General features: G+C 66.4%; 22 protein-coding genes and 2 pseudogenes. 7 read left to right on the forward strand and 17 right to left on the reverse strand.

What is annotated here, in order from left to right; translation table 11 throughout:
- Window positions 1-357 precede the first annotated feature (357 nt).
- Window positions 358-540: a hypothetical protein gene (locus J2Z30_RS42865; protein ID WP_044582657.1), complete on the forward strand. Its 183-nt coding sequence runs from the start codon at window positions 358-360 to the stop codon at window positions 538-540.
- 318 nt (window positions 541-858) lie between these two features.
- Here J2Z30_RS42865 and J2Z30_RS42870 read toward each other — a convergent pair whose 3' ends face one another.
- Entirely contained in the window at window positions 859-1,086 is a 228-nt protein-coding gene (locus tag J2Z30_RS42870; protein WP_245389092.1) for a hypothetical protein, read from the reverse strand.
- Window positions 1,087-1,091: 5 nt separating this feature from the next.
- On the opposite strand from J2Z30_RS42870, the gene J2Z30_RS42875 reads away from it, so the two are divergent.
- Window positions 1,092-1,382, forward strand: coding sequence for a hypothetical protein (locus tag J2Z30_RS42875; RefSeq protein ID WP_044582658.1), 291 nt, complete (start codon window positions 1,092-1,094; stop codon window positions 1,380-1,382).
- Between the two features lie 447 nt (window positions 1,383-1,829).
- Here J2Z30_RS42875 and J2Z30_RS42880 read toward each other — a convergent pair whose 3' ends face one another.
- A complete protein-coding gene (locus J2Z30_RS42880) occupies window positions 1,830-5,096 on the reverse strand; it encodes an ATP-binding protein (RefSeq protein WP_209469078.1) in 3,267 nt (1,088 codons plus the stop codon).
- Window positions 5,097-5,156: 60 nt separating this feature from the next.
- Here J2Z30_RS42880 and J2Z30_RS42885 point away from each other — a divergent pair, with 60 nt between their 5' ends.
- Window positions 5,157-6,008: a serine peptidase gene (locus J2Z30_RS42885; protein WP_245389093.1), complete on the forward strand. Its 852-nt coding sequence runs from the start codon at window positions 5,157-5,159 to the stop codon at window positions 6,006-6,008.
- A gap of 102 nt (window positions 6,009-6,110) precedes the next feature.
- On the opposite strand, the gene J2Z30_RS42890 is transcribed toward J2Z30_RS42885, so the two are convergent.
- From J2Z30_RS42890 to J2Z30_RS42935, 10 genes are all read right to left on the reverse strand, one after another.
- Complete coding sequence (locus J2Z30_RS42890) at window positions 6,111-6,557, reverse strand: hypothetical protein (protein ID WP_209469079.1); 447 nt, start codon at window positions 6,555-6,557, stop codon at window positions 6,111-6,113.
- Between the two features lie 99 nt (window positions 6,558-6,656).
- Complete coding sequence (locus J2Z30_RS42895; RefSeq protein ID WP_078957451.1) at window positions 6,657-7,322, reverse strand: TatD family hydrolase; 666 nt, start codon at window positions 7,320-7,322, stop codon at window positions 6,657-6,659.
- A gap of 132 nt (window positions 7,323-7,454) precedes the next feature.
- A complete protein-coding gene (locus J2Z30_RS42900; protein WP_044582664.1) occupies window positions 7,455-7,748 on the reverse strand; it encodes a transposase in 294 nt (97 codons plus the stop codon).
- Window positions 7,749-7,792: 44 nt separating this feature from the next.
- Window positions 7,793-8,440: an SMI1/KNR4 family protein gene (locus tag J2Z30_RS42905; protein WP_044582729.1), complete on the reverse strand. Its 648-nt coding sequence runs from the start codon at window positions 8,438-8,440 to the stop codon at window positions 7,793-7,795.
- Between the two features lie 560 nt (window positions 8,441-9,000).
- A complete protein-coding gene (locus tag J2Z30_RS42910) occupies window positions 9,001-9,885 on the reverse strand; it encodes a JmjC domain-containing protein (RefSeq protein WP_044582666.1) in 885 nt (294 codons plus the stop codon).
- Window positions 9,882-10,310: a lasso peptide biosynthesis B2 protein gene (locus tag J2Z30_RS42915; protein ID WP_078957452.1), complete on the reverse strand. Its 429-nt coding sequence runs from the start codon at window positions 10,308-10,310 to the stop codon at window positions 9,882-9,884. Before J2Z30_RS42915 ends, J2Z30_RS42910 begins: the two co-directional genes overlap by 4 nt.
- Before the next feature lie 8 nt (window positions 10,311-10,318).
- Window positions 10,319-10,582, reverse strand: coding sequence for a lasso peptide biosynthesis PqqD family chaperone (locus J2Z30_RS42920; protein WP_044582668.1), 264 nt, complete (start codon window positions 10,580-10,582; stop codon window positions 10,319-10,321).
- Between the two features lie 24 nt (window positions 10,583-10,606).
- A complete protein-coding gene (locus tag J2Z30_RS42925; protein ID WP_044582669.1) occupies window positions 10,607-12,412 on the reverse strand; it encodes an asparagine synthase-related protein in 1,806 nt (601 codons plus the stop codon).
- Between the two features lie 110 nt (window positions 12,413-12,522).
- Window positions 12,523-12,639 (reverse strand): lasso RiPP family leader peptide-containing protein, encoded by a 117-nt coding sequence (locus J2Z30_RS42930; RefSeq protein WP_107073611.1) that lies wholly within the window; start codon window positions 12,637-12,639, stop codon window positions 12,523-12,525.
- 111 nt (window positions 12,640-12,750) lie between these two features.
- A complete protein-coding gene (locus J2Z30_RS42935; protein WP_209469080.1) occupies window positions 12,751-12,867 on the reverse strand; it encodes a lasso RiPP family leader peptide-containing protein in 117 nt (38 codons plus the stop codon).
- 228 nt (window positions 12,868-13,095) lie between these two features.
- Here J2Z30_RS42935 and J2Z30_RS42940 point away from each other — a divergent pair, with 228 nt between their 5' ends.
- Entirely contained in the window at window positions 13,096-16,821 is a 3,726-nt protein-coding gene (locus J2Z30_RS42940) for an nSTAND1 domain-containing NTPase (protein WP_044582670.1), read from the forward strand.
- Window positions 16,822-17,455: 634 nt separating this feature from the next.
- Here the strand turns inward: J2Z30_RS42940 and J2Z30_RS42945 are convergent.
- A complete protein-coding gene (locus J2Z30_RS42945) occupies window positions 17,456-17,641 on the reverse strand; it encodes a hypothetical protein (protein WP_209469081.1) in 186 nt (61 codons plus the stop codon).
- A 2-nt stretch (window positions 17,642-17,643) separates the two neighbouring features.
- On the opposite strand from J2Z30_RS42945, the pseudogene J2Z30_RS42950 reads away from it, so the two are divergent.
- Window positions 17,644-18,242, forward strand: a pseudogene (locus J2Z30_RS42950) (ATP-binding protein); the annotation flags it as partial.
- Between the two features lie 46 nt (window positions 18,243-18,288).
- Here J2Z30_RS42950 and J2Z30_RS50325 read toward each other — a convergent pair.
- From J2Z30_RS50325 to J2Z30_RS42960, 3 genes are all read right to left on the reverse strand, one after another.
- Window positions 18,289-18,585, reverse strand: coding sequence for a 2-phosphosulfolactate phosphatase (locus J2Z30_RS50325; RefSeq protein WP_308280258.1), 297 nt, complete (start codon window positions 18,583-18,585; stop codon window positions 18,289-18,291).
- A gap of 306 nt (window positions 18,586-18,891) precedes the next feature.
- The gene (locus J2Z30_RS50330; protein ID WP_245389095.1) at window positions 18,892-19,251 is read right to left on the reverse strand and encodes a hypothetical protein; all 360 of its coding nucleotides are present in this window, start codon (window positions 19,249-19,251) and stop codon (window positions 18,892-18,894) included.
- Between the two features lie 628 nt (window positions 19,252-19,879).
- A complete protein-coding gene (locus J2Z30_RS42960) occupies window positions 19,880-20,461 on the reverse strand; it encodes a helix-turn-helix domain-containing protein (protein WP_044582671.1) in 582 nt (193 codons plus the stop codon).
- Between the two features lie 1,030 nt (window positions 20,462-21,491).
- On the opposite strand from J2Z30_RS42960, the gene J2Z30_RS50340 reads away from it, so the two are divergent.
- Together J2Z30_RS50340 and J2Z30_RS51960 are read left to right on the forward strand one after the other, a co-directional pair.
- Complete coding sequence (locus J2Z30_RS50340; RefSeq protein ID WP_308280259.1) at window positions 21,492-21,683, forward strand: DUF6207 family protein; 192 nt, start codon at window positions 21,492-21,494, stop codon at window positions 21,681-21,683.
- Between the two features lie 1,069 nt (window positions 21,684-22,752).
- Window positions 22,753-23,286, forward strand: a complete 534-nt coding sequence (locus J2Z30_RS51960) for a WD40 repeat domain-containing protein (protein WP_372453403.1) — start codon at window positions 22,753-22,755, stop codon at window positions 23,284-23,286.
- A gap of 99 nt (window positions 23,287-23,385) precedes the next feature.
- Here the strand turns inward: J2Z30_RS51960 and J2Z30_RS50345 are convergent.
- Window positions 23,386-24,158: pseudogene (locus tag J2Z30_RS50345) on the reverse strand (transposase); the annotation flags it as partial.
- Window positions 24,159-24,280: the final 122 nt, after the last annotated feature.

A 24,280-nucleotide genomic window follows, 5' to 3' on the forward strand; every position in this document is an offset into this window, starting at 1 on the left:
TTGGCTGCGGCTGCAGTTGGAGCGGCGTCCGGGGCGCGGGCCGCCGTGCGTTGTTCTCGGACGCCCGCGTGTTCGGTGTGGCAGGCCCGCAGACGCGCACGGGGACGCGACGAACTGCGTGTCGCTCTGTTGGTGTTCTACCTGGTGGCAGTCCGCCCAGCCTGGGCGCTGACCGCGCGGGAGCGGCGGCTGCGCCACACCCTTGATGGTCTGCGCAATGTTGACCGGGGCTTTCGTCACTGGTGACACCCGTGATCGGCAGAGGGTGTCAGTACCCCTTCCCTGCTCACACCGGTCTGACACCATGATGAAGGTCACTGACAACCACATGCAGACCATCACCTGCCCGGTCTCCGCATGGCTGAGGTCCCGCTCAATCAGCCGCACCACCCCGACCGCGGCATCCCCTGCGCCCTGTGCGACGTATACGGAGCGCAGCGTCTGCGCCGTGACCAGCGCGACCGCCCCGCCCTGGTATGCGACGACTGCGCCGCCGACACCGACACAAGCGCCCTCATGTGGCCCATGCACCTGGACTGAGCCGAACCAGATACTCGGCCGGGCCGGACGGCACGAGACCGTCCGGCCCGCTCCGGGAGAAGACGCTGTGTCGGATGCCGGTCTCGGGATCCCGGGACCCCTGGGATCGTTTCCGCAGGTCGAACCCGGCACTACCGGGGCCATCGTCCGCGACACGCCGCGCAGTTTGCACCGTGGGACACAGATAGGAGTCCCGAGCCACTACCGGTTGATGGACTGCCCGGCCGTGTTCGACCCTGCGGATCTCCCGCGCACCAGTCGTGTCAAGAGCCCCAGCGAGAGCGGCTGTGGTGCGTCCCGTCCGGCCGACCGCGACGATCACACGGCCCGCTCGGGGCGGCCCTGCCGGTCCGGCGGCGGAACAGGCAGCGGCCAGCAGGCAGTGTCCCGTTTGCTCTCCAGCGCGGCGAGCAGGACGTCCTCGGACACCTGCAGGGCCGGGGCGCAGCGCAGGAGCTGGGAGGCGGTGACGGGGGCGCCGCCGAGCCAGCCGGTGATCAGGGGTTCGGGAAGGATGGCCCGTTCAGCGAGCTGGTGCAGGGTCATGCCTGGTGCTGGATGCGGTGGCGCAGCAGGCCGGCCGCGGTGAGGTCCCGGGCGAGCTCGCCTTCCACCAAGCCGTCCTCGACAACCGCGAAGCGCTGAGCGCCACAATCGCCCGGCTCAGCGGGCAGCCCAGCGACGGCACAGACGCCTACTACACCTACATCGCGCACCTCATGGCCGACCTGCCGCTGCCCACCTGCTACACCCCGTCGCGATGGCTGGCCGGTGAAGCAGCCGCCCGCGCCCGGTGGCGGGCCCTGGTCACCGCACGCCGCGATCTGCTGGGCGCTGGCTGAGAAGAAGCCTTGCAAGGACGCCGTCGGGGAAGTTAGGCACGCTTCAGACACTCTGGGGGACCTGCCAGCCCGCCACCACGCGCCAGCTGCTGCCGTCCTTACCGCACTTGTGATAGGCAGGGCCACGATCGGTTCGTCCGATAGCGACGGATGCACGACCTGAACTAGGTGCTCAGTTTGAGGTGAAAGGTGAGCTTGCCGGAGTCAACGCCCCCTCTTTTCGAGGGAGTTTCTCGGGGACGAAGCTCTGTTCGGGGACCAACACGTTGCGCCACGTAAGATGCCCGAATTGCCTGTGCCGGACGTCAGCGGGCTGATCCGGGCCCCGAGTCCGTCGGCGCTTAACCACGACAGCAGTTCCCCAGGGCGCTATAACGCCTCAAGCGCCCATTTCGCCGGTCTCCCGAGCCCAGCCGAAGGTAATGATCGTCTGATCAGCCACCGCTGTTAGCCCGTTGGTTGAAGCCACCAGCACGGTAGCCGGTCGCAGCAGTCGCCAGGGGGCTCCCAACGCCCTGCCGGAGTGAGTGAGCAGGTTGATACGGCATCCATCGTCCGCGACGACCAGAAGTCTTTTCCGCTCAACAGGCTCACGTCGCAACAGGTTGCGGCACGGATCACGCCGTCTTCGTCAGGCGGTATGTCGATGTCGCCAATGAATTTCTCCGTGACCCTGTCCCAGATCTTCAGCCCAGACTGGGTCAAATACAACAACTCTCGTTCGTTGGACGGATCAGCCAAAGCGGCTTTGTAGCTATCGCCTGCCTCCCCGCTCTCTGGTGTCCGGGATGACCGCTCAGTGATGTCACGCAGCGTCAGCGACGTGTCGCCGGGCCCCAGCGAGTATGTGGTGACGCGTGATTCACCGTCAGCGATGCCGAAAATCGTGTCCGAGCCGTCCTGCCACATCTGCGCAGCGACTGCTGGGACATCCAGGGGCTGCACGACCCGTTCCTGACCAGTTTCAAGGTCCCACACAGTGAGCGAGCCTTCGGGAAGCGCAGTCATCGCGAGAGCACCACCCCGGCCATCGGCGGCAGCTACGAGCGAAGCCCTGCCGACCGGTACAGTCCTCTGATTTTCCCCCGTCGGCAGTTCCCGCAGGACGAGTTGATCGTTCCGCTGGAACAGTACGGCGGGAGTGCCGCGCACGGTGAGGTGGTACGGCCTCGCGACCGGCGCTCCTTCCTCATGCGTGAAGAGCGGCCCGTCCGTCCACCGTGGCATCACCTGAGGTGTCTCGTCGAGGGGTGCGGCGAGAAGGACACTCTCAACGATGTCAGGACGTCCGAGGTGCACCGCGGCAAGGCATAGGCGGCAGCGACGACTCGCGGGCGTGTTGGACCCGTTAGCCGAGATTGGGCGCATTGCCCTGAGTAGCTGTACAGCCAGCGTTGAGCCTTCACGAGGAGGGAAGTCGTGCAGGAGGCCGGCGGACGTGACGAAGTCTAGATCTTCCAGCAGATGCTCGGCGTCGTCGGCGTCCTGTGCGTGCTCCCATGCGTGGCGACGCACGTAGGGCAAAGCCAGGCTCCAGTCCCGAACCGCCGTGCCCTCGACACTTCGGGTCTGGATGGTGTCGAATAGCAGACTGGCACAGACCTTCGCGGTATCCAGTGCCTGCTGTGACGGTGAAGCTTCGCCCATACCTGTGAAGTAGTCGCTGAGGCTCTGGTGGAAGAAGCGGTAAAGCTGGCGTCCATCCTCGTCCACAGCGTGGCGGTAGTAAAAGGACGTTCTGCGCAGGAGATCCCGTACGTCCTCGAAGGTGGGTTCGGAGGGCTGGGGATCCGGGAAGTGGGCGCGGAAGAGCCCGGAGCCGATCGCGACGATCAGTTCCAGGGGCATGCCCTCGCCCTTGGCGTGGCCGATAGCGGTGAGAACCTCTCGGGCCCAGGGCGCGGAGAGGTTCCGATCGGCATCGATCTTGAGCTGCAAGAGCCCCGGTAGCGTCAGCGGCAGTCTCTCCAAAGCCTCGTCAACGTTGAGTGGTGTGGACAGCTGGTTGAGGGAGTGCGCGAAGAGACCACCCAGCAGAAATGGTCCGTGGCTGGTCATCGTGGACAGCCGGTCGGAGACAGTGCTTGCCAATTCCTTCCGTAGCGTACGCATGGCCGCACCGGAATACACGGGACCATCTTCCAGCAAGTCTTCCAAGTAGAGGGCGAGGTCATTGCGGAGCAGTTCGGGGTCGCACTGGTCCAAGTTCAGCAGGGAGCCCCGTTGCTCGGCGTGCTCACGTAGCGGGTCGAATCGCTCCCACTGCGGGCGGGTCCCGAGCAAGAGACGGAACACCGGGACTCGGTCAAAATGTCGTTCGCCGCCGCCTACCGTCCACTGGTAGGCCTCCATGTCCAGCATGGGCAGCAGTACATTATGCAGCAACTGTTTCGGCTGGACCGATTCGTCCAGGGCATCAATCAGTACAGTGAAGGGCAGATCCAAGGTGTCGAACACCTTGGCCTCCACCGAGGATGGATCGCTCCACACTCTGCGCATCCAGTCCTCCAAGGGCATCTGGTCAACGATAGAGGACCAGACCTGGCTGGCTGTGCGTTGGCGTGCGTGGACGCATGCCAGATTGGGATTCTCATCCGGACGCAAGTCATGGGGGATGGCGCTGCGCACGGTACCAGCGATCTGCCGCAATTGCGGATGGGCGAGGCACGCAACAACGCCGAGCAGCGCGGATTTACCCATGCCAGGCGCGCCCGTCACGAGCAGCAACTGATTGGACTGGTCGTTGGGCGCGTGGAACCAGTCCTTGATACGGCGCAGCTCAGGCTCACGACCGGAAAAGAAGCAGCGCACAGCAGTCTGTTCATAGTCGGCCTGAGGTGATCCTTCGGCGCGGGTGAGGAAGTGGACGGGGTCCAGACCTTCAACAGCGGCATCCGCGAATTCCCTGAGGCCTGCCTGAACACGGGAGCGGAACAGCGCAGTAGGCAGTGTCCGGTGAGCCGGGTTGACGAAGAAGGGCGGGGTTGCGCGGCGTACCTCCGCCACCGGGGTACACAAAACGGTCTGGACCGGCCGGTCATCATGTTCACACAGCCGCGCTAGCTCGCGGTCGACCTCGGCGGCCAGGGTCTCTACCGGCACAAATTCCACCGACGCAGACAGGTCCAGCAGCCCTCGCCGGACCCGGGACAACGCATTGCCACACGCCTTGGTGAACCGGGCGCCAAACGCTCGCTCGTCCTCCGCAGCCGCCGCGATTACCCACGACCGCCGGTCTCCGACCTTTAGCCCTTGCAGCATCTGGTAGTTGACAGCATTGCCTGCTCCGCAGGTATCCAGCAGGAATAGCACGTTCGGCCCGTAAGGCCGATCGTCGATATCGTTGAGCATGCCCATCAGTTCGACACCGGTGTCGCGGAGCCGGTCTGGGTCGGTATTCGTGCCAGCCAGGTACAGCAGGTGCTTATTCTGCTGGGTTCTCGCATGGCCAGCGAAGTACATCACAAGCGCTGGCCTCCTCTGGGACCTGGCGTCGTGCCAGAGGGCCATGATCTCGTCACTTGTGGGATTTAGGAGGTCACCATGAATGTGACAGTCCTGAACATTCCGCAATTCACTAAGGAGGTTGGTCACGGCACGCCGCACCGACAGCAGTGGCTTGAACCCGTAGGGCGCAGCCGGGTCCCATTCCCCTCGTTGCGCAGCGGATGGCCCATTATAGTCGCTCACTCCGATTACCACGACATGAGTCATATTCGCCTCCTCTCGCCTATTGGAAACGATACGCTTGAGATGTCGACAAAGAAGGTACTTATGTCCAGTATCGTTGCTGTGCATGGTATAGGAAATATCCGAGAGGACCTCACGACCCTGGAAGCAGCTGCATCCCTCGAAATCGAATGGTCGGAAGCTCTCGCATACGGCCTGCACCACGCCGGACAGGGCGTCGCCACACCAGTAATGCGTGTGGCGTACTACGCCGATCTCCTTGCCGATCTCGAGCCTCAGGCCGGTGAGAGGGAATTGGAGAGCCTCTCCCCTGAGGAGGCAGAGCTCATGGCGCACTGGCTGCGCGCCAACGGCGTGCGCGATGAGGAAGAGCAGGGGCTGCTCACCCTCTGGCTGCGCCAGGGAGTCAGCCGACTGGCGCTGCGTCGTGGCGGCAGCTCAAAGGTGTTGGGCCGCGTCGGTGCTGCTTTCGCCGCCGAGGTCTACTCGTACCTGACCCGCCCAGAACGTCGGCGCCGAGCGCGCGCAGTGGTCACTGACCTGATCGAGGAGGTGCGCCCAGCGGTGGTGCTCGCGCACTCGCTTGGCTCAGTAGTCACCTACGAAGCACTGCATGCTGTCCGGCCCCCACTGAACGTGGAATTGCTTGTGACCTTGGGTTCCCCATTGGGCATGCCGGGCGTCTACGAGGCACTCGAACCCGAACCAACCATACGCCACGCGGCCCGCCCGCCACGGCTGAAACGCTGGGTGAATATCGCTGACCGGGGTGATGTCGTAGCCGTGCCCGCCATGCTGGGCGGGTACTTCGACGTCGACTGGCATGTCGAAGCGGTCATTGCTCCGGTCGACTTTCACCGTATGGCGCACTATCTGCGCTGCGGCGAAACGGCCATCGCGATCGCCGCCTACATATCGCCGCGCCTGCGCCACTGACGCTCGGACGACGATGTTCGACTGACACTCCCCGCAGACCGTCAGTCTTTCGGGGCGCCGAGCGCCGTTTTGGGCCAGTCAGGATGGCTGCGGGCTGTCGTGTCAGGCGCCGATGCCGATGTAGGAGGCGCAGGTGTAGGCGCCCCAGTCGGAGTCGAGTTCGGCGATGATGTCGTCCCAGAGGTCTTCCATGGTGTCCAGGTCGCTGGCGACGAGGGCATCGTCCCAAATGTAGCGGATCTGCCGGTGTTGGATCCTCAGGTTGTCGCGGCGGCGTGGCTCGTCGACGGCGGTCTGATTGACGGGGTGGATCTCGATGCGGGTGCTGCGGCCGTTGCGGTTGAGGTGTTGCTTGAGGGCGCCGGGGCTGGTGAGCACATTGTGGGCTCGTAGGTTCCAGTAGGCGGTGTCGATCGCTTCCAGGTTGGCCGGGCGCGGGCGCTGGGTGCCGCGGGTCCAGGCGCGGATCGTGGCGGGGGTGGCGCGGATGCCAGCGTCGGCCAGGACTTGGGGGCCGCCTTTGGTGGTGGTGAGTGATGGTCTGCGCAATGTTGACCGGGGCTTTCGTCACTGGTGACACCCGTGATCGGCAGAGAGCGTCAGTACCTGCACCGACCCCCGCCTGGCACAGGCGTTCACACCTTGAGCTCATCGAGGCGGAAGTGAGGCGAGATGAGATCGTACGCGTCGGCTGAGTTGCGCTGCGCAACGGGTGTCGCGCACGAGCGCGGCCAGATTGTGCCACACGGTCTGGCGGATATTCTCGGGTGTGGTGTGGTGGTGGCGTGCGAGTGTCTGCTCCACGAGGGCGACGTTACCGGGCAGCGGTTGGTCGGAGCTGCGGTCGCCGAAAGGGTGGTCGGTCTCGGCCAGAACACGGTCGAGGGGGACGGCCTCAAGCAGCGCGGTCTTGCGCACGGCGGAGGCGTTGAGGGAGAAGTAGCAGCCGAGGCTGACGGCACGGGCAGTCAGAGCGGGGGTGCCGAGCCACCAGTGGAGGACCATGCCGGGTGCCGGAGCCCGTTCTAGTTCGTTAAGAACCTGCTCACAGGCGGCGTAGCTGTGGATGCTGGCGATCCGCGGGGTGCGGGCGAGGATGTCGAGGACGCGGCGGAAGGTGGCCTGTTGGCGGTCCATCGGAATACGGCTCTTGCCGTCGAGCCCGATCTCGCTGACCAGTGGGGTGCGGTCGATCAGCTGGGTGAAGGTGTCGAGGTCGAAGCCGGTATGGCTGCGGGCGAGTCCGGGATGGGCGCCGACTCCCCAGATGATCCGCTCGTCGTGCCGCTGGACGGCTTGGGCGGCCTCGGTCAGGGAGCGGGTGGCGGCGAAGTGGACGGGCGGCCCGGCCTTGCTGTTCTTGCCCCGGCCGCACCCGGCACGTCACCGCCACCGGCACCCGCACAGGGGCAGCGGCGGCGGCCAGCTCGCGGACGAGCGGGTACATCATTTCGCCGGCAGGTTCGCCTGCGACAGATACGCCGCTGCCCTCCTGAGTACCTCGTTCTCCTGCTCCAGCAACCGGATCCGCTTGCGGGCCTCGCACAGTTCGACCGACTCACCCGATGTTGTTGCGGGCCTGACGCCCTCGCCGGTGTCGGCGCCGGGCAGCCACTTCGACAGCGTGATCGGGCGGACGCCGAAGTCAGCGGCGATCTGTTCCAGCGTGACGCCGGGCTCGCGATTGCGCGCGACCCGCACGACGTCCTCGCGGAACTCCTTCGGATACGGCTTGGGCACTGCAACATCCTTCCAGGCCGCCTCTCGGCAAGCCATGTCAGGTGTCACCGAACCCCTGCAGCAGTCCCGCCGAGTTTGATCATCCCGTCGGGGAACAGCCGCGGATCCCTGGGGTCAATCCAGGTCAGCCCCTGGCTGCCGGTCAGGACCGGCCAGTCGTGCCTGCCGTCCATTCCATCCGGCCGGTGCAGACACCGGCCCTCCTGAAGCGCCGCAGCAATCTCCTCCAACCAGTCCACCAGCGGCCAACCCCCCTGCCCCAACGGGTACAGATCGTCTCCACCGTCAACAGACCAGTGCCCCAGGTCGCCGTAGGAGGGCTCGCCTCTCCGCGCGTCCACATACCAGCCAGACCAGGTATCCCCGGCCGTCCGCGCGAACGGCAGAATGCCGGCCTCCCGCTCCCAGTCCCGCGTACGCATCCGGTACTCATCCACCACGTCAGCCAGCGGCAACATCGTCATGCCGGACGGCAAAATCCCAGCACCATGGCCCTCGTCGAAACCATCATGGACCCCGTACCAGGCCGCGAGCGACGCCGGGAACTCCACTCCAATGGCCACCTCCGCCGCCGCGATGTCGGCTTCACCAGCCGGAGGACGCAACAAACCGGCCGAAGCAGCAGCATGCTCACGCAGCCACGTCTCGATCCGCCCCCAGGCCGCGACCACCCGGTGCGTATCGTCACCCATACTGAACACCCTATCGGCCACAGCCGGCACGACCACGACCATCGCCGACCGCAGCTATCCAGGCACGACCTCGCCACGCCCCGACCGTCTCCGCAAAGGCGAAGTGAGCTGTACCGATATGTACAGAGTCCCTGATGCTCCAGTGAGAGAGGACGGCCACGCTCAGAAAACCAAAGGCCGCAGCCGCGCTGAGTGGCTTCTGCTGAGCCGCAGAAATACTCCTTCGCGTGTCGCTCACCGCGACCTCGGCGAGACCGGCCTCGTGGTCTGCTGTGCGGGCATCTGGAGGCCAGTCTCCTGCTGCTCCCGCGAGCCGGCACAAGAGTCCCAGTCCCCTCGGACCGGGCTCCTGGCCGAAGAATGATCCGGAGGTTCAGGCTGTCTCGGGAGGCTGCCTTCGCTCGGTCGAAGAGGCGTTGAGCACGACGCACAGTCAGTCCTGTTCCCGTCGATAGAGGCCCACGCGCTCGATGGCGAGGTGGCGCTGCCATTCCAGACGGACAGCGCCTCCGAAGTACCCTGAGTGGCTCCCGGGACGGGGTTGTCGGGCTCCCCGGCCGTCACGTGCAGGATGGCAGCTCGGCCTCCATAGCGTCTTCCTCCACCATCCTGAGCAGCTCGTCGACGTCGAGTTCGTGGATGGCCGAGGCGAGCTCGCGCGCCACGGCCCTCGCCCGCGCCGCGCGTTGTGTGATCGGCCCGCGCTCGAGCCGGGATCTGACGCATCTGGAAGCGCGTTCGAAGATGGCGAGCGTGAGGTCCTTCGTCTCTGGCTCCTGGATGACGAAGGACACATGGGTGCTCGACTCGTCGGTCGCCCGTGCAGTGTGGGCGACCCCGGGTGGCATGTAGAGCGCCTCACCGCGGCGGAGGGTGACATGGGCGAGGTCGGTGTCGGGGCCGTCGGTGACGAGGGCACCGGAGGTCCACCAGTGCGACGGGGCGTTCTTCTCCACCCGCCATTCCTTTGAGCCGGCGATCTGCACGGCGATCACGTGCTGGCCGTCCCGGTGCCAGCCGAGTCCAGGGTTGTGGGCCGGTGTGTGGAACACGGTCGTGCCGCAAGAGGCGTGCAACGCCGATGAGATGTGTGCGGCGATCGCTCTGAGCGAGTCGATCATCTGGTGGGCCTGGTAGACCATCACGGTGGCCCCGTCGGCCACCAGGGCGCGGGCCTTCGTCCGGTCCAGGAGTCCGGCGTCCGAGTTCGCCGTCGGTTTTCCTCCGGTGGTCACTTCCCGGTCCGGAATCTGTCTGCCGTACCGGGCGAAGGTGATGTTCGGTGGCTGGAGCGACCTCTCCTCCAGCAGACGGTCGATCGTGATGCGGTCGAGGGAGGCGAGAAAGGACGGTGTGATGGACAGCGGAATCATCCGGTCCCCCCAGGCTGTTTCGATGTTCGAGCTCTCGGCCGTGAGCAGGTCGAACCCGTATGACCTCGTCATCTCGACGGCTCCTCACACGATCGCGGTCGGATGACGACCATTGTGTGGAAGCGCTCGAGCTGCTCCGTGTCCTCGTCTATCGGTATGCCGTCCACCTGGACCCAGGCGTGAGCGGTGAAGGGCTCCGTGCGCACTCCCACGCACCATTCGGGCCAGGTGCCACAGATGCGGCACAACAGCGCGGTGGCTATCGACCGCTGCAGACACCACGGTCCTGTGCACATCACGCTGACGAAGATGACGGCATTGCGGGCCCGGTGGGCTTCGTCCGCGCGACTGGCGCGCGCGCCGCGGCGGAAGGCTCCGAGCAGTGCGAACTGACGCTCGGGCGACAGTTTCGCGATGCCCTTGGCCAGCAGGACAGCCACTTTGGCCAGTGGGCGGATCCACAGGGGTGGAGGTGAAACCGCCCGCTCGTTGACCATCGAAACACTCATCGGGCAAGCAACTTCGCGGCCTGGAGCTGGCGCACCAGCGTGTGCACGTCGGAGACGGTCTGATCGGAGGCGTCCGGGTACTTCTCCTGTAGCCGGCTTGCCGCGGACTCCACGGTCTCACCGCTCAGCAGCAGACGGACGACCTCCGACCCCGTGCCGTTCAACTGCCAGTACTTCCCGGTCCGTTTGTTGAGGAACACTAATCCGTCCTCGGACTCGATCATCGTGACGAAGGGAGAGAGGGCTACTACGCCTGTCATCCAGAGCCTCCTGGTCCGTTGTGGTCAGTGCGCTTGTGGGTCGGCCTTCGCCGGGAGGGAACGGAGCCATGCCTCGCAGGCCATCGTCTTTTCGAGCGGCCCCAAGTGCATGGGGTCCGGCATGATGCCGGAGAGCACGCGGCGGAAGCCTTCGCGACCGATCAGCCCCAGCTCGGCAAGGCGCGACTCCTCACACATCTCCCGCATCTTTGCGAGGTTTTGCTTCCGGCCGGCGTAGGTGTCCATGGTGAAGTGGCTCTTGGTGGTCCGGTCGAGGACGTAATCCGGCACCGTTCCACGCAGGGCGGCCACCAGGACGGGTTTGTGACGGCCAGCCACGTACCGGTCCGCCAGCCGGACGGACAGCGCCGTCTCCACGACTCGGTCATCGAGGAACGGAGCTTCGAAGCTCACGCCGAAACGCTCCCCGAGCGTGTTCGCGAAGCGAACGATCCAACCGTTCACGCGGATACAGCGCAGTATCTCGTGATGCGTGGAGATCGACGACATCGGCTGGGGATCCGTCGCCGCCGTACGGCGCATCGTGTCCTGGACCAGTGCGGCGGCTTCCCGGGAAACCCACGGAGGAAGCCGCGGGGCCGGCTCCCAACCCACTTCCGCCTCGATGTCCGGCGGACAGAGCAGTTCATCGGCGGATCGGCGCAGCCACTCGCCGTAGCTGGGAAAGGCCCGGACGACGCGCAGGGTCGTGGCAAGGGACCAGCGCCGCCGGGCGCGCATCGCGCGGACCATGCCCAGGGATCCGAGCAGACTCCGCTGGGCCATGGCGTTGGCATAAGTCGTTCCGGTAGCTGCCAGTTCATCGCTGCCGTGGCCCTGGAGGTGCCTGGTGACCCCATGAGAGGCCATGATCCGGGCAACGTCTTCCATATGGCTCGTCATGGCGATGAAGGGCGGTGGTTCGTCCATCGCGAGATCGTCGCGGTCCGGCGAGTCGTAGTACGGCGATGCCGTGTCCTTGTCGAGCACGATGTGCTCGGCGCCGGGCAGGTCCGCTGCGGCTCGGCCGGCGACGGAGTCGTCGCAGTTCACCGGGTCCATGAGCTGGCGCCGTATGGTCACCAGCTGGCCCCCCTGCTCGGCGGCGAGAAAACAAAGGCTCGTCGAGTCCATTCCGCCGGAGAGATCGGCACCGACGGCCGGCGATGCCCCCGCTCGTGCCGCGACCGCCTCGGCCAGCGCCTTCCGGAGCTCGGGAGCGGCCACACCGACCGGGAGCTCCGGCGCCGGAGGAGTCCACCACCGGACCGGATCGGCGGTCCCGTCGGGACGAAGCGACAGGTAATGTGCGAAGGGAAGGGAGTCGACCTCCCGCCACACACTGCGCTCGCTCAGGGGCCACGGCGGTGTGAAGGCGAGCAGCTGCATCGCGAGCTGCTCCTCGGCCAGGGTCAGCCGCCGCAGCTCGCCCAGTGCGGATACCCGGTTCGATGCCACCGTGATACCGGCGAACGATGTGGAGAAGAGCTCCCGGGCACCGGAGAGGCTGCCTTGCGCCCTGACGAAACCGTCGATGGAAGCGATCAGGTGGAAACAGCCCGCGGTGCGTTCCACGATCCTGTCGAGCCCCCGCGCCGTGCGGACCTTCCCGAGTTGGACCAAGAGTTCAGGTTCCGTAGTGCGCGCAGCGCCGAAGAGCACGATCTTCGACAGACCGGCCTCAACGCAGACGGTGGCGCCCGCGGACCAGTTCCCCACCAACCAAGGGCGCCCGGAGTGGTGAAAGAGCGTGTTCTTCCGGTACTGCTCGGGGAGCCGGGCACGCACCTCGTCCGCAGCGGGGTGGTCTGGCAGAACGACGAACTCCATGGACGGCTCCCAACTGTGTCGGTGGTCTGTGTCGAAGCTGTGGGTCGGTGCCGCGGCCCGGTCGTCGGTGGCCTGAGCAGGGAACCGACGACCGAACCGCGGTCAGGGCATCAGCCGCCGAACGTGGTGAAGAGATCCGGAAGCCATCCCATGCTGACCCAGCGGGTCTTCTCGGAGAATCCACCGATCTCGAACAGCGCGGGTGCCTCGTAACGAGTCGTGTCCATGCTCCTTCACCTCCTTCCCTCGGTTCTTCGGTACGGGGTGCCGATTCCGCGCCGCGGCCCGCTCGCCAGCAGCCGCAACAGGGCCACCACGACCGGGCCGCGGTCAGGACATCAGCCGCCGAACGTGCTGAGGAGGTCCGGGACCCACCCGACCCTGACCCAGCGGGTCTTCTCGGAGAATCCACCGATCTCGAACAGCGCGGGTGCCTCGTAGCGAATCGCGTCCATGTTTCTTTCAGCTCCTTCGTGAGCGGGCTCGGAAACAGCTTCTGATCTTGTGCCGGGGATGCTGGTGCTCCCCGGCGCTTGCATCATCGATTTCAGCGGTCGCCTCAAATGTTTGGCAGTCCTGTTCGGCGGCCAAACAATGGCTTGCGGTGATCTCGTCGCGCATCATGGGCGCGCCTACTGTGACCGTCGGCCTGGTCTGTGGGACTGGTTGAGAGGTGGGGGAGTATGGCGGGGCGTCGTGAAGTGCCGGTGGATCCGGGTGCGGGGCCGGTGCAGCGCTTCGCGTCCGAGCTGCGGAAGCTTCGGGCGGAGGCGGTCGGCCTCACCTACAGGGCCATGGCGCAGCGGGCGGGGTTCTCGATCACGACGTTGTCGCAGGCAGCGGGCGGCGATCGCTTGCCGACGCTGCCGGTGGTGCTGGCCTATGTGCGGGCCTGCGGGGGTGACGGGGAGGAGTGGGAGGCCCGATGGCGTGAGGCGGTGGAGGAGGCCGCCGTCGAAGAGGGCGGCGCCAATGGCATGGATCCGCCGTACCGGGGGCTGGCCCGGTTCGAGACAGGTGACGGTGACAGGTTCTTCGGCCGTGAGCGACTCACCGGTGACCTGCTGAACCTTGTGCGCCGGGAGCGGTTCGCGGCAGTGTTCGGCCCGTCCGGCAGCGGCAAGTCCTCCCTGCTGCGCGCCGGGCTGATCCCCGCCCTCCGCCACAACGAGGCGAGGGGGCCGCAGCTGGCGGCGATCCGGATCCTGTCTCCCGGAGAGCACCCTTTCGGCACCCACGCCCGTCTCCTCACTCCGGCGGATACCGACAGCGCTGCCGACACGCTCGTGATCGTCGACCAGTTCGAGGAAATCTTCACTCTCTGCCACGATCCCGAGGAACGCGTCCGCTTGATCAATCTGCTCCTCGCGGCCCGCCTGGCGGAAAACCGGCTACGCGTGCTGATCGCGGTCCGGGCCGATTTCTACGGCCGCTGCGCCGAGCAGCGCGACCTGGCCGAAGCCCTGCGCGATACCACCATGCTGGTCGGTCCCATGACACCGGCCGAACTGCGGGAAGCGGTGGTGAAGCCGGCCGCAGCCCGCGGGCTGACCGTGGAGCAGGCGCTGACCGCCTGCCTGGTCGATGAGGTCGCCGGTGCGCCCGGCGGATTGCCACTGCTGTCGCATGTGTTGTTGGAGACCTGGTTCCGTCGCCGTGGCGGCAAACTGACGCTGGAGGGCTATCAGGCCGCGGGCGGCCTGGACGGCGCGATCGCCAAGACCGCCGAGGACATCCACACCCGCTTCACCTCGCAACAGGCGGATGTGGCCCGCAGCATCCTGCTCCGCCTGATCAGCCCCGGCGACGGAACCCCGGACACCCGCCGGCCCGTCCGGCGCGCCGAGCTCGACAGCACCCGCCACCCCGAACAGACCGCCCTGGTCGTTGAACGCCTGGCCCGTGCCCGGCTGCTCACTCTCGACGGCGGCAACGTCGACCTCGCTCACGAAGCGCTGATCACCGGCTGGCCCCGGCTGCGCGGATGGATCGAACAGGACCGCGAACGTCTGCGCGTCCACCGCAAGCTGACCGAGGCGGCCACGGCCTGGGCCGAGCTGGGCCGGGACAGCGGTGCCCTGTACCGGGGCACCTTGCTTGCCACAGCCGAAGAGGCCTTCCCCGCAGCTGACGCCGACAGCGACCTCACCTCGGTGGAACGTGACTTCCTCAGCAGCAGCTCCACCGCCCGCCGCCGCGAAGAAGAAGCAGCCGCCCGCACCACCCGGCATCTGCGACAGTTCGCCGCCACCTTGTCGATCCTGCTCATACTCGCCCTGACCGCCGGACTGATCGCCTGGAAGCAATACCGGACCAGCGAGCAGCAACGACGCCAATCGTTCACCGCCCAGCAGATCGCGCTCTCTCGACAGCTGGCCGCGCAATCGGCCAGCCTCCTGGAATCCAACCCTGACTTGGCCTCGCTCTTGGCGATTCAGGCATACCGGACCAGTCCCACCAAGGAGGCCGCCGCAAGCCTTTTCACCGCGGCAGCCCTTCCCCTCCAGCGCCGGCTGACAGGACACACCGAGGCCGTGGAGTCGGTGGCATTCAGCTCAGACGGCCGCGCCCTGGCCAGCGGAGGGGAGGATGGGAAGGTCTGGTTGTGGGACATGGTGACGGGCAGGCCGCACACTGCCCTGACTGAAAACACCGGGGGTGAGGGAGTGGTGGCGCTCAGCGCGAATGCTCGCATCTTGGCCACCCAAGGGCTGGATGGGAAGGTCCGGTTGTGGGATGTGGCGACCGGCAAACGACGCACCACCCTCACCGGACACACCGAGGCCGTGGGGTCGGTGGCATTCAGCCCAGACGGGCGCACCCTGGCCACCGGTGGGGAATTCGGGGAGATCGGGTTGTGGGATGTGGCGACCGGCAAACGACGCACCACCCTGACCGGACACACCGGCACCGTAGGGTCGGTGGCATTCAGCCCAGACGGCCACACCCTGGCCGCTGCCGGCGACGACAAGACAGTGCGCCTATGGGACCTGACAGCGGGAAGGACGCGCAGCGCTCTGACCGGACACACCAAGTCCGTGGGGTTGGTGGCGTTCAGCCCGGACGGGCGCACCCTGGCCACCGCCAGCGACAAGACGGTACGCCTATGGGACGTACCGTCAGGAAGGACGCGCACTTCCCTGACCGGCGACATCGTGGGGGCAGTGGCGTTCAGCCCGGACAGCCACACCCTGGCCACCGGAGGGGAGGACAGCAAGGTTCGGTTGTGGGATGTGGCGACCGGCAGACGACGCACCACCCTCACCGGACACACCGGCACCGTAAGGTCGGTGGCATTCACCCCGGACGGGCGCACCCTGGCCACCGCCGGCGACGACAAGACAGTACGCCTATGGGACCTGACGGCAGGAAGGATACGCACCACTCTGACCGGCGACACTGTGGGGGCAGTGGCGTTCAGCCCGGACAGCCACACCCTGGCCACTTGGTGGTGGGATAGGGCCACCTGGTGGCGGGATAGGAAGGTCCGGTTGTGGGATGTGAGGACGGGAAGGTCACGCATCACCCTGTCCGGGCACACCGGTACCGTAGGGACGGTGGCATTCAGTCCGGACGGCCACACCCTGGCCACCGGAGGGGAGGACGGCAAGGTTCGGTTGTGGGATGTGACGACCGGCAAACGACGCACCACCCTCACCGAACACACCGGCACCGTAAGGTCGATGGCGTTCAGCCCGGACGGCCACACCCTGGCCGCCGGTGAGGAATTCGGGGAGATCGGGTTGTGGGATGTGGCGACCGGCAAACGACGTACCACCCTGACCGAACACACCGAGGCAGTGGCAGCAGTGGCGTTCAGCCCGGACGGCCACACCTTGGCCACCGGAGGGGAGGACGGCAAGGTTCGGTTGTGGGATGTGGCGATCGGTAGACGACGCACCACCCTGACCGAACACACCGGCACCGTAAGGTCGGTGGCCTTCAGTCCGGACGGCCACACCCTGGCCACCGGCAGCGACGACAAAACAGTGCGCCTATGGGACGTGGCGACCGGTAAACGACGCACCACCCTCACCGAACACACCGGCACCGTAAGGTCGATGGCGTTCAGCCCGGACAGCCACACTGTGGCCACCGCCGGCGACGACAAAACAGTGCGCCTATGGGACGTGACGACCGGTAAACGACGCACCACCCTCACCGAACACACCGAGGCAGTAGGAGCGGTGGCGTTCAGCCCAAACGGCCACACCCTGGCCACCGCCAGCGACCACATGACGGTGCGCCTGTGGACCGTTGCTCTTCCCGACCCGGCTTCCTCCATCAAGAAGGTTTGCCAAGCGGTCGATAGGTCCTTCACTCAAAGTGAACGGTCGCTCTTCCTGGGGAACCGCCCCGCTCACTCAGCATGCGAGGAACTACAGTCGGGCCGTCGCCGGAACCGGTAGGCAACCGACAGGATGTTCATGTCCTGAAATACCGCCGGGGACAGGGCCGCGATCAGGGCGTCGAGTTGAGTGATGAAGGCTCGGTACGCTGAACTGAACGTATTCCCAGCCGACCTGGTCACCGAAGTCTCGCCCCCGTCCGTGTCGGCCTGTCCAATCTGTCTGGCCGCAGGAGGCCGCCGATGCGGTGCTGTTCCCAGTGCTGGACGGCAAGTCACGAATATGCGTGATGACCGTCGTGACGCTGTCCGTGCTGCCGCTGCTGTTGGAAGTACTGCGGCGCGTTGCCCGGTCGGCGGATGAGCGCCGGGTCGTTCGACCAGTGCGAAAAGGACGTGCATAAGTCCCGGAGCAGTGTGCGTACCTCTTTCTCGCCCCAGGTGTAATCGCGCAGGTAGTAGTCGACTTGGTAAGCGACGTCGTGGAACAGTTCCTTCAGGCTGAAGCAGATACTGGCCGCTCTGATCCGCGCACTGCGGCTGGGCCGCGACGAGCGCGACTATCTCTTCGCCCTGGCCGGCCGACCGCTGCCGCAGCCGGGTGGTCCGGCCGATCGCGTGCACCCGGGCACGACTTGCTGCACCGACTGGACGGCCACCGGCCCAGGGGTCACCGACCTGCGTGTCATGCTGGTTCAGAACCGGCTGGCCGACGCCTTGCGGTCGCCGGGCTGGCCGCGGCCCTGCGGGCCGGGGCCCTGACCGCGGACGCGGTCGCGCTGGAGGCCCGCAAGGCCGCCCAGGCCGAGGACGAACCCGCTCTCCCCTGCCCGTCGGATACCGGAGCGGGACAGCCGTCGGGGACCGCGAGGTGTCTGCATGAGTGGACACCGCCTGCCCTCTGCTGCGGCTGCCCTCGATCCGCAAGGAGTTCGCCGACATCGCCGGCCGGGCGGCGAAGGACCAGCTGACCTACCGCGGCTTCCTCGCCGAGCTGCTGATGGCCGAGTGCGACGACCGGGCCCGCCGCCGCTCGGAACGCAGGATCAAGGCGGCCGGGTTCCCGCGGGAGAAGTCGCTGCGGACCTTCGACTTCGACGCCAACCCCAACGCCGATGCGGCGACCATCAACACGCTCGCCGGCTGCGAGTAGATCAAGAAGGGGCAGCCGCTCTGCCTGATCGGTGACTCCGGCACCGGCAAGTCCCACATGCTGACCGCTTTGGGAACCGAGGCGGCGATGAAAGGCTACCGGGTCCGCTACACCCTGGCCACGAAGCTGGTGAACGAGCTGGTTGAGGCTGCGGATGAGAAGCAAAGCTCACGAAGACCATCGCCCGCTACGGCCGCGTCGATCTTTTGCGCATCGACGAACTCGGATACATGGAACTGGCCCGGCACGGCGCCGAGTTGCTGTTCCAGGTGCTGACCGAGCGCGAGGAGAAGAACAGCGTCGCCATCGCCTCCAACGAGTCGTTCGGGAAAGCGCACATGTTCCGGCGAACTCGTGCAAGGTACTGCCGAAACTTCATAGGTTCGGGAGTGACCCCGTGGCGTCGGTTCTGTGGCTGAAGGCTCCGTCGGTGAGGACGGGCACGATCACGCTGGTGTCGAGCTCGGTAGCGATGGCCACGTCGTCGGCGAACCCGCTCCGGGACAGTTCGATGCCCGATGAACATGCGGCCACGGCACCAGCCACGTCGGGAGTTTGCGTGAAGGAAGACCGTGCATCAGCCGCCTCGGGGGACAGCGGGCCACCGCCTCGTGACTGCAGTTCGGCGATGATCGCCCCGGCGCCCGTCAAGTCCTCCAGCGCAGGTCGCAGGCTTCCGCTCTCCTGCGGCGATCACCGAAACTGGACGTTCCTGAGTCCCGTAGCCGTGCCGGGCCAGCCATCGGCCGACAGCTGTTGCGTTACGCAGGCAGCCCGCGACGACCGTCGAACCGGCTGCCGCTGCGGCAATGGCAGATCCGTTGGGTGAGGGCAGCACAAGTCGCGGAGTGAACGGGGCTTGCTGGAGTGCTGCCGGAGACAGCGACCACGGTGAGTCTGCGGTGGCGGCTCGTCGGCCCACGCCAGTGGCGCGACCTTGTCATGGGCAAAGGCGGACGCCGTCTCGTCACGCCAGGCCTAGGGAAAGACCTGGGTTCCCACCTCGACGGCGACCGTCACCGACGTCGTGAACGACAGCACGTCGACCACCGACAGGCAGGCGGTGTCCGGAGCCAGCTGCTGTGCACCGGTGGGGCCCCACTCGAATCGAACTCCATACCCTTGCTGCAGAAGCCAGTCGCTCATGGTGGTCGAGTCTGGCATCAGTTGGATCAAGAGGGACGGGCTTCCAGTGTTCCCGGGCCGGGCAAGCGTCCCGGATCGACGTGGTCGGCGAGGTAGATCAGGGTAAGCCTGCGGGTCCATTCCGAAGGCGGCTGCGACGAGCTTGGGGTCCATGGTGTTGACCAGGTCGACGAGGCGGGTGCTGCGGATCATCCGGGGCGGATATCCGCAGTTGTCAAGGACGTGCGAAACGTAGGCAGTCGTGGCCGGGCATCGCCCGGCCTTGGCGACAGCCCGGATGACGATGCCGCATTCACCATGGTCTTCGAACGGCGAGGCCGAGATGTTTGTGTTTGTGGACGATGAGGGTGATGGCGGCTCCGGAGGAGCGGATCCCCCGGCGCGTTTGACGCCGGCCTCCAGTTCGGACACTTGGTGGCGCGGGTGAAGATCTTCTCGGAGGAGACGCGGGTCACCTCCGCTTCGACCAGAGCCGCGAGTTGAGCATCGAGGGACCGTCTGTCGGGCGGCCAACCCGCGGGTGGTCACCGCTCAGGAGCGGCCGTGACTTGCAACGTGCAGCCATCGCCCTAACCGACAGGTCTGGGCTTTTGGTCCGAGGCCCGTCAGCCCTCTGTTGGGCGTGGTGGCGCTGGCGGCTGCAGGAGCCGCAGGCCCGTCTCGACCAGTAGCCAGCCAAAGCGGGCCCGGACCACCCGCATGCTGCTTCGGCCCGAATGGTTGGCGCCAGCGGTCCAGCGCACCTTCCAGGCGTGTGCCTGAGCATGCAAATCGGTAGCGCGGGCGGCATGGAGGTAGCGATGGACGTCCGGGTGATGGTTCATGGTGCGGTCTCCCCCCGGCGGTTGCGGAACGCGATGTGCAGCATGGTCACCGGCTCCGCCCCTTCTGGGCGCCGTGACGCGTCGTTGAATCGCTCACCATAGGGCTCCAGCAGCGCCGAGAGCCGTTCTCTCAGCTGGGCGAGTTCGGCGGCCGTCAGGTAGACGATGTCGTCGCCGAATTGCTCTGCCTCGCGCCACTCGCGCGGCAGCTGCTGCCGGGTCTCGATTGCGTGCGCCATCAGCTCGAAGTACCGCTCTACTACAGCCATGCTGAGCGCTTCGGCTGCTTCGCTGTCGGCATCCTGCCAGTCGGTGTAACGGGCCGTGGCCCGCCAGGGCTTTTCACGGCCTTGGCCGCCCTCGGCCTCCTCGACCAAGCCGTACTTTTCGAGCATCCGCAAGTGGTAGGAGCAGCTGGCCACGGACTCGCCGGTGAGCTCCGCGGCGCGGGTGGCGGTGAACGGTCCTTCGACGCGCAGCAGCCCGACCAGTTTCATCCGAGTGGGGTGGGTGTAGGCGCGCAGAGCGCGAGGGTCGGCGAGGTGAACTGAGTGCTGCGGTGTCCTGGGTACCAGCATGCGACTAAAGATATCTTTCTAAAAGTTCCTTTACAAGGAGACGGGCCGGTGGACCTGTCCCCTCGTGTCGTTGCAGCGATAGCCTCGGCCAGGTTCGCGCGGAGCGCTTGCCTGGGGCGGGTAGTGCATCGGCGATTGATCGGTACTGCTGTCTCAGGGTCAGTTCGTCGGGGCACGGGAGGAGTCTGTTGCCATAACGGCGGGGTCGGGGCAGTGGAGTGTGCTGCGTTGCGCAGCGCGAGTACCGAGGTACCCGATGGCTGCTGCGCCACCTGCGGCTACGGCGGCAGCCTTGAAGCCGGTAGCAGTGTTAGTGAACTCAATGAGAGCGGCCATGGCCGCGAGGGAGAGCGGGGCGAGTCCTGCGGTCAGGAAATAGAACATGCTCATGACCCGGCCCATGTGGCTTGGTGGGGTGTTGTTCTGGAGCTGAGGCAGTACGGCGCCGGCAACCGCGCCGAGGGTGCATCCCAAAGTGGCTGCTGCTGCGATCGCGAGCACGAGTTGGTCGGCTCCAGCCATCGTGAGCAGGGCTGTGGCACCCGCTGCCCCTGAGGCGAGGTAGATGCGGGTGGGCACAGCCAACCGTGGGGCAAAGGAGAGCAGGAGGGCGACTGTGCAGGCGCCGCCGGCCCCTAGCCCCCCTCAAGGAGTCCGAGACCGGAGGAACCCCATCCGCGTTCCGCAGCGTCGGGCTGATCTGCGCCGCAAAGGCCGCTGTCCCAAATGCCAGGCGATGCAGGGCGAACACTGCTTTGACCGGCCCCGCAACGGCGTCCATCCGGAGCGGCTCAAGGCCAATGGCATCGACCCGAAGACCCTCCCGCCGCTGCGCGGTCCTGGTAGCGGGAAGAAGCACAGCCGCAACGGCGCCTCCCCCCTCGGACACAGCCCGTACAGCGGCGTACGCCCCGTGCCACGGACAGCACCGGTGGGGTGCCGGGTGTACGGGCCCCTCGCAAGCCGAAACTGACCGACTCGTAACCAGCGAGTAGGCGATGAGCCGCGCCTCGGCCATGTGATTGACGAGGTGCACGTTCGCGAGCCGGGCCTGGTGGTCCTGGACATCACGGCCCAGGATGAGGAAACCGCTGTGGCGGTGATGTCTCGGCTAAACGAGCTGTGGGCGTGGCGAGTTCGATCGTCACCTCGTAGAGCGGCTGGGCGCCCCGGCCGCGGGGCATGCGGGCCCGGGCCCGCCATCATGCGCCGGTACGCATGACATATGTCATTGCCGATCTATTACAGACCACTCGTGCGCGGCCTCCGATCCCACTGGAGAATCGTGAACAACAAAGCGAAGCCCGGATTGGATGGGGTTCATATCTCGACTCGCACAAGCCTCTGCAGGTGAGCCGTCGCAACGTCCAGAATGGAACAGGAGAAAGTGTTTGAACCCGCGGCAACGCTCAGCTCTAGTATCTCGTGATTGCTTGTGCACGCAAAAAGATCAATTCTGTAGCTGAGGGGAACAGCAATGAAGTTGAGACGCGCGTTGGCGGCGCTGAGTGTGGTCGCGGCGGCGGGAGTCGTGCCGTTGGTCACGTCTGGTACAGCGCAGGCCAGCGGTTTTGACTGCGTGGACTACCTCCAAGTCCACGGCTACGTAATTGGGGACGCCGTCCATGAGGCTTGTGGCTACGAACCACTTCCTACAGGCCCTAGTCCTTTCTGTATCGCTTTGCTCGTAGCTCATGGCGTCACGGGGGCTGATGCGGACCATGCCTGCCGCCTAGTCAAGGTCTAACCATGGGTATTCAGCGGAATTGGGTGGCCTGACGCCCCGATAGCAGAAAGGTGCCTTTGCCCTGCGAGGATGCGAGTGTCTACGTCGTATCCGCTGCAGAGAGCGAGGCACCTTTCTGGTGGTCGAAAGTCAGGGTGGGACCGTCGAGGACGGCACCGCCCGGCTGTGGGACATGAGGACCGGCCGCACCCTTACTCGCGAGGCCGTGGTCCACATGGCATTCAGCCGGGATGGAGACACCTTGGCCACGGGCAGCGATAACGGGCCGGTCCGGCCGCACCCGCACCACCCGCTCCGATACAGGGAGCCTCGATCCACTGGCTTTCGCCCCTGACGGACGTACTCTGGCCTCCGGCAGCGGGTCCTCTGCCAAGGTGTGGCTGTGGGACACCAGGACCAGCCGTACCACGTAACTCTGACCGGCCACCGGGGTTACGTGGGCGCGGCAGTTTTCAGCTCTGCCGGCACCGTATCGCTGCACAATCCGGCCACCGGCGGTATCCGCGCCACTCTGACCGGCCACAAAGGCTTCGTGAGATCGGCGGTGTTCAGCCCGGACGGGCGGAACCTGGCTACCGGGAGCGACGACGGTACGGTGCGACTGTGGGACACCAGGACCGGCCGCACCCGGGCCACCCTCACCGACCACAACGGCGAGGTGGATTCCGTAGCGTTCAGCCCAGACGGACACACCCTGGCCAGCAGCTCAGCCAAAGAAGTGCACCTATGGGACGTGGGCTCGCCCGACCAGGCCGCAGCGCTCCGAGAAGGTTTGCCAGGCCGTCGGCCGCGACCTCACGGCCGAGGAACGATCGACCTACCTCCCGAACTCATCGTCCGGCCCGGTGTGCCCGTAGCGCTACGTGGAACTGGTCGGCGGCCTGCTGCTCGACATCACCGGCTGGGCGGAGTCGACACCGGCGTTGCGCTCTCCACCGAGGTGGGGAAGTTCGGCGTCGGCGGCCGGGCGATGTACGACCCGCAGTGGGTGGAGTGGCGCGGTGGCCCCCACCCACGAGTTCAGCGCCGCCTGACTTCCGGGATGCCCACGCGGGGCGGTCGTCGGGGTCGTCAGTGAGGTTGTCCGCCTTCGCGCGGGGCGTTGCGGCCCTGGCTGCAGTACACGGGCTCGGTAGGGGTCCTTCGGGTTGTGGGCGGGCAGGGACTTGCCGGCAGCCGACGGGCGGGGCAGTGCGGCGAGGCGGTGGAAGGCCGTGGTGAGTTCGTGTTTCCAGGGCCAGGTCGCCGAGATCCGCAAGCGCAGACGGCGGCCGCCGCGGGTGAGGAGTGCGGCGACGTGCAGTAGCCGGTAGCGGAGTTTCTTCGGCTCGGCAGCGGCGAGTTCGCCGTCCAGCAGCAGGACGCGCATCCAGGCCAGAAGGTCGATCGCTGTGAGGCTGAGTTCGAGCCAGACGGTATTGACGTTGGAGTCGCGGGAGGGGAAGCGGCCGAAGCCGGTGGTCTTGCCGCACCGGATGTGGTCTTCGGCGGTGGCATGCCCACGGTGACGGACCTCCAGGAACTGGGCGGACCCGCCACCGGGGTAAGGGGTGTCGGTGAGGAACACCTGATGCCGCAGGCCCTCGTCCTGGTCGAACAGGGACAGCTGGGCTCCGGGGTGCGGGCGTTCGCGGCGCACGATGATGCGGGTGTCGGCCGGGTAGCCGTCCAGGTCGATCATGCCGTCAGTTCGGCGACCTCGGCGCCGTCACGCAGCGTTCCGTCCTGGTTCAGGGCGGGATGCCAGAGGCGGTCGGGCAGGACACGGATAGCGTGGCGGACGGGCTCGGTGATGGCGTATCCGACCGAGACGTAGGTATGAATTCCTCATTTGCGCAGGTCGCGGACGTGGGTGAGGAACGCCTTGGCACTTCCGGCGCTGTCGGTGCGGATGAGGATGCCGGTGCCGTGGCGGTGGGCGTCGGGGATCTGGGCGAGTGCGGGCGGGAGTTTGACGTTCTACACGACATCGGGTTTCCCCAACCGAGCCGGGTGCGGACGTCATCGTGCGTGCGACCGGAACCTCGCACCCCACTCCCCTTTGGGCCTGCCGGCGCGAGTGGCCAGGGCCG

The organism is Streptomyces iranensis, assembly GCF_017874715.1.
GTDB lineage: Bacteria > Actinomycetota > Actinomycetes > Streptomycetales > Streptomycetaceae > Streptomyces > Streptomyces iranensis.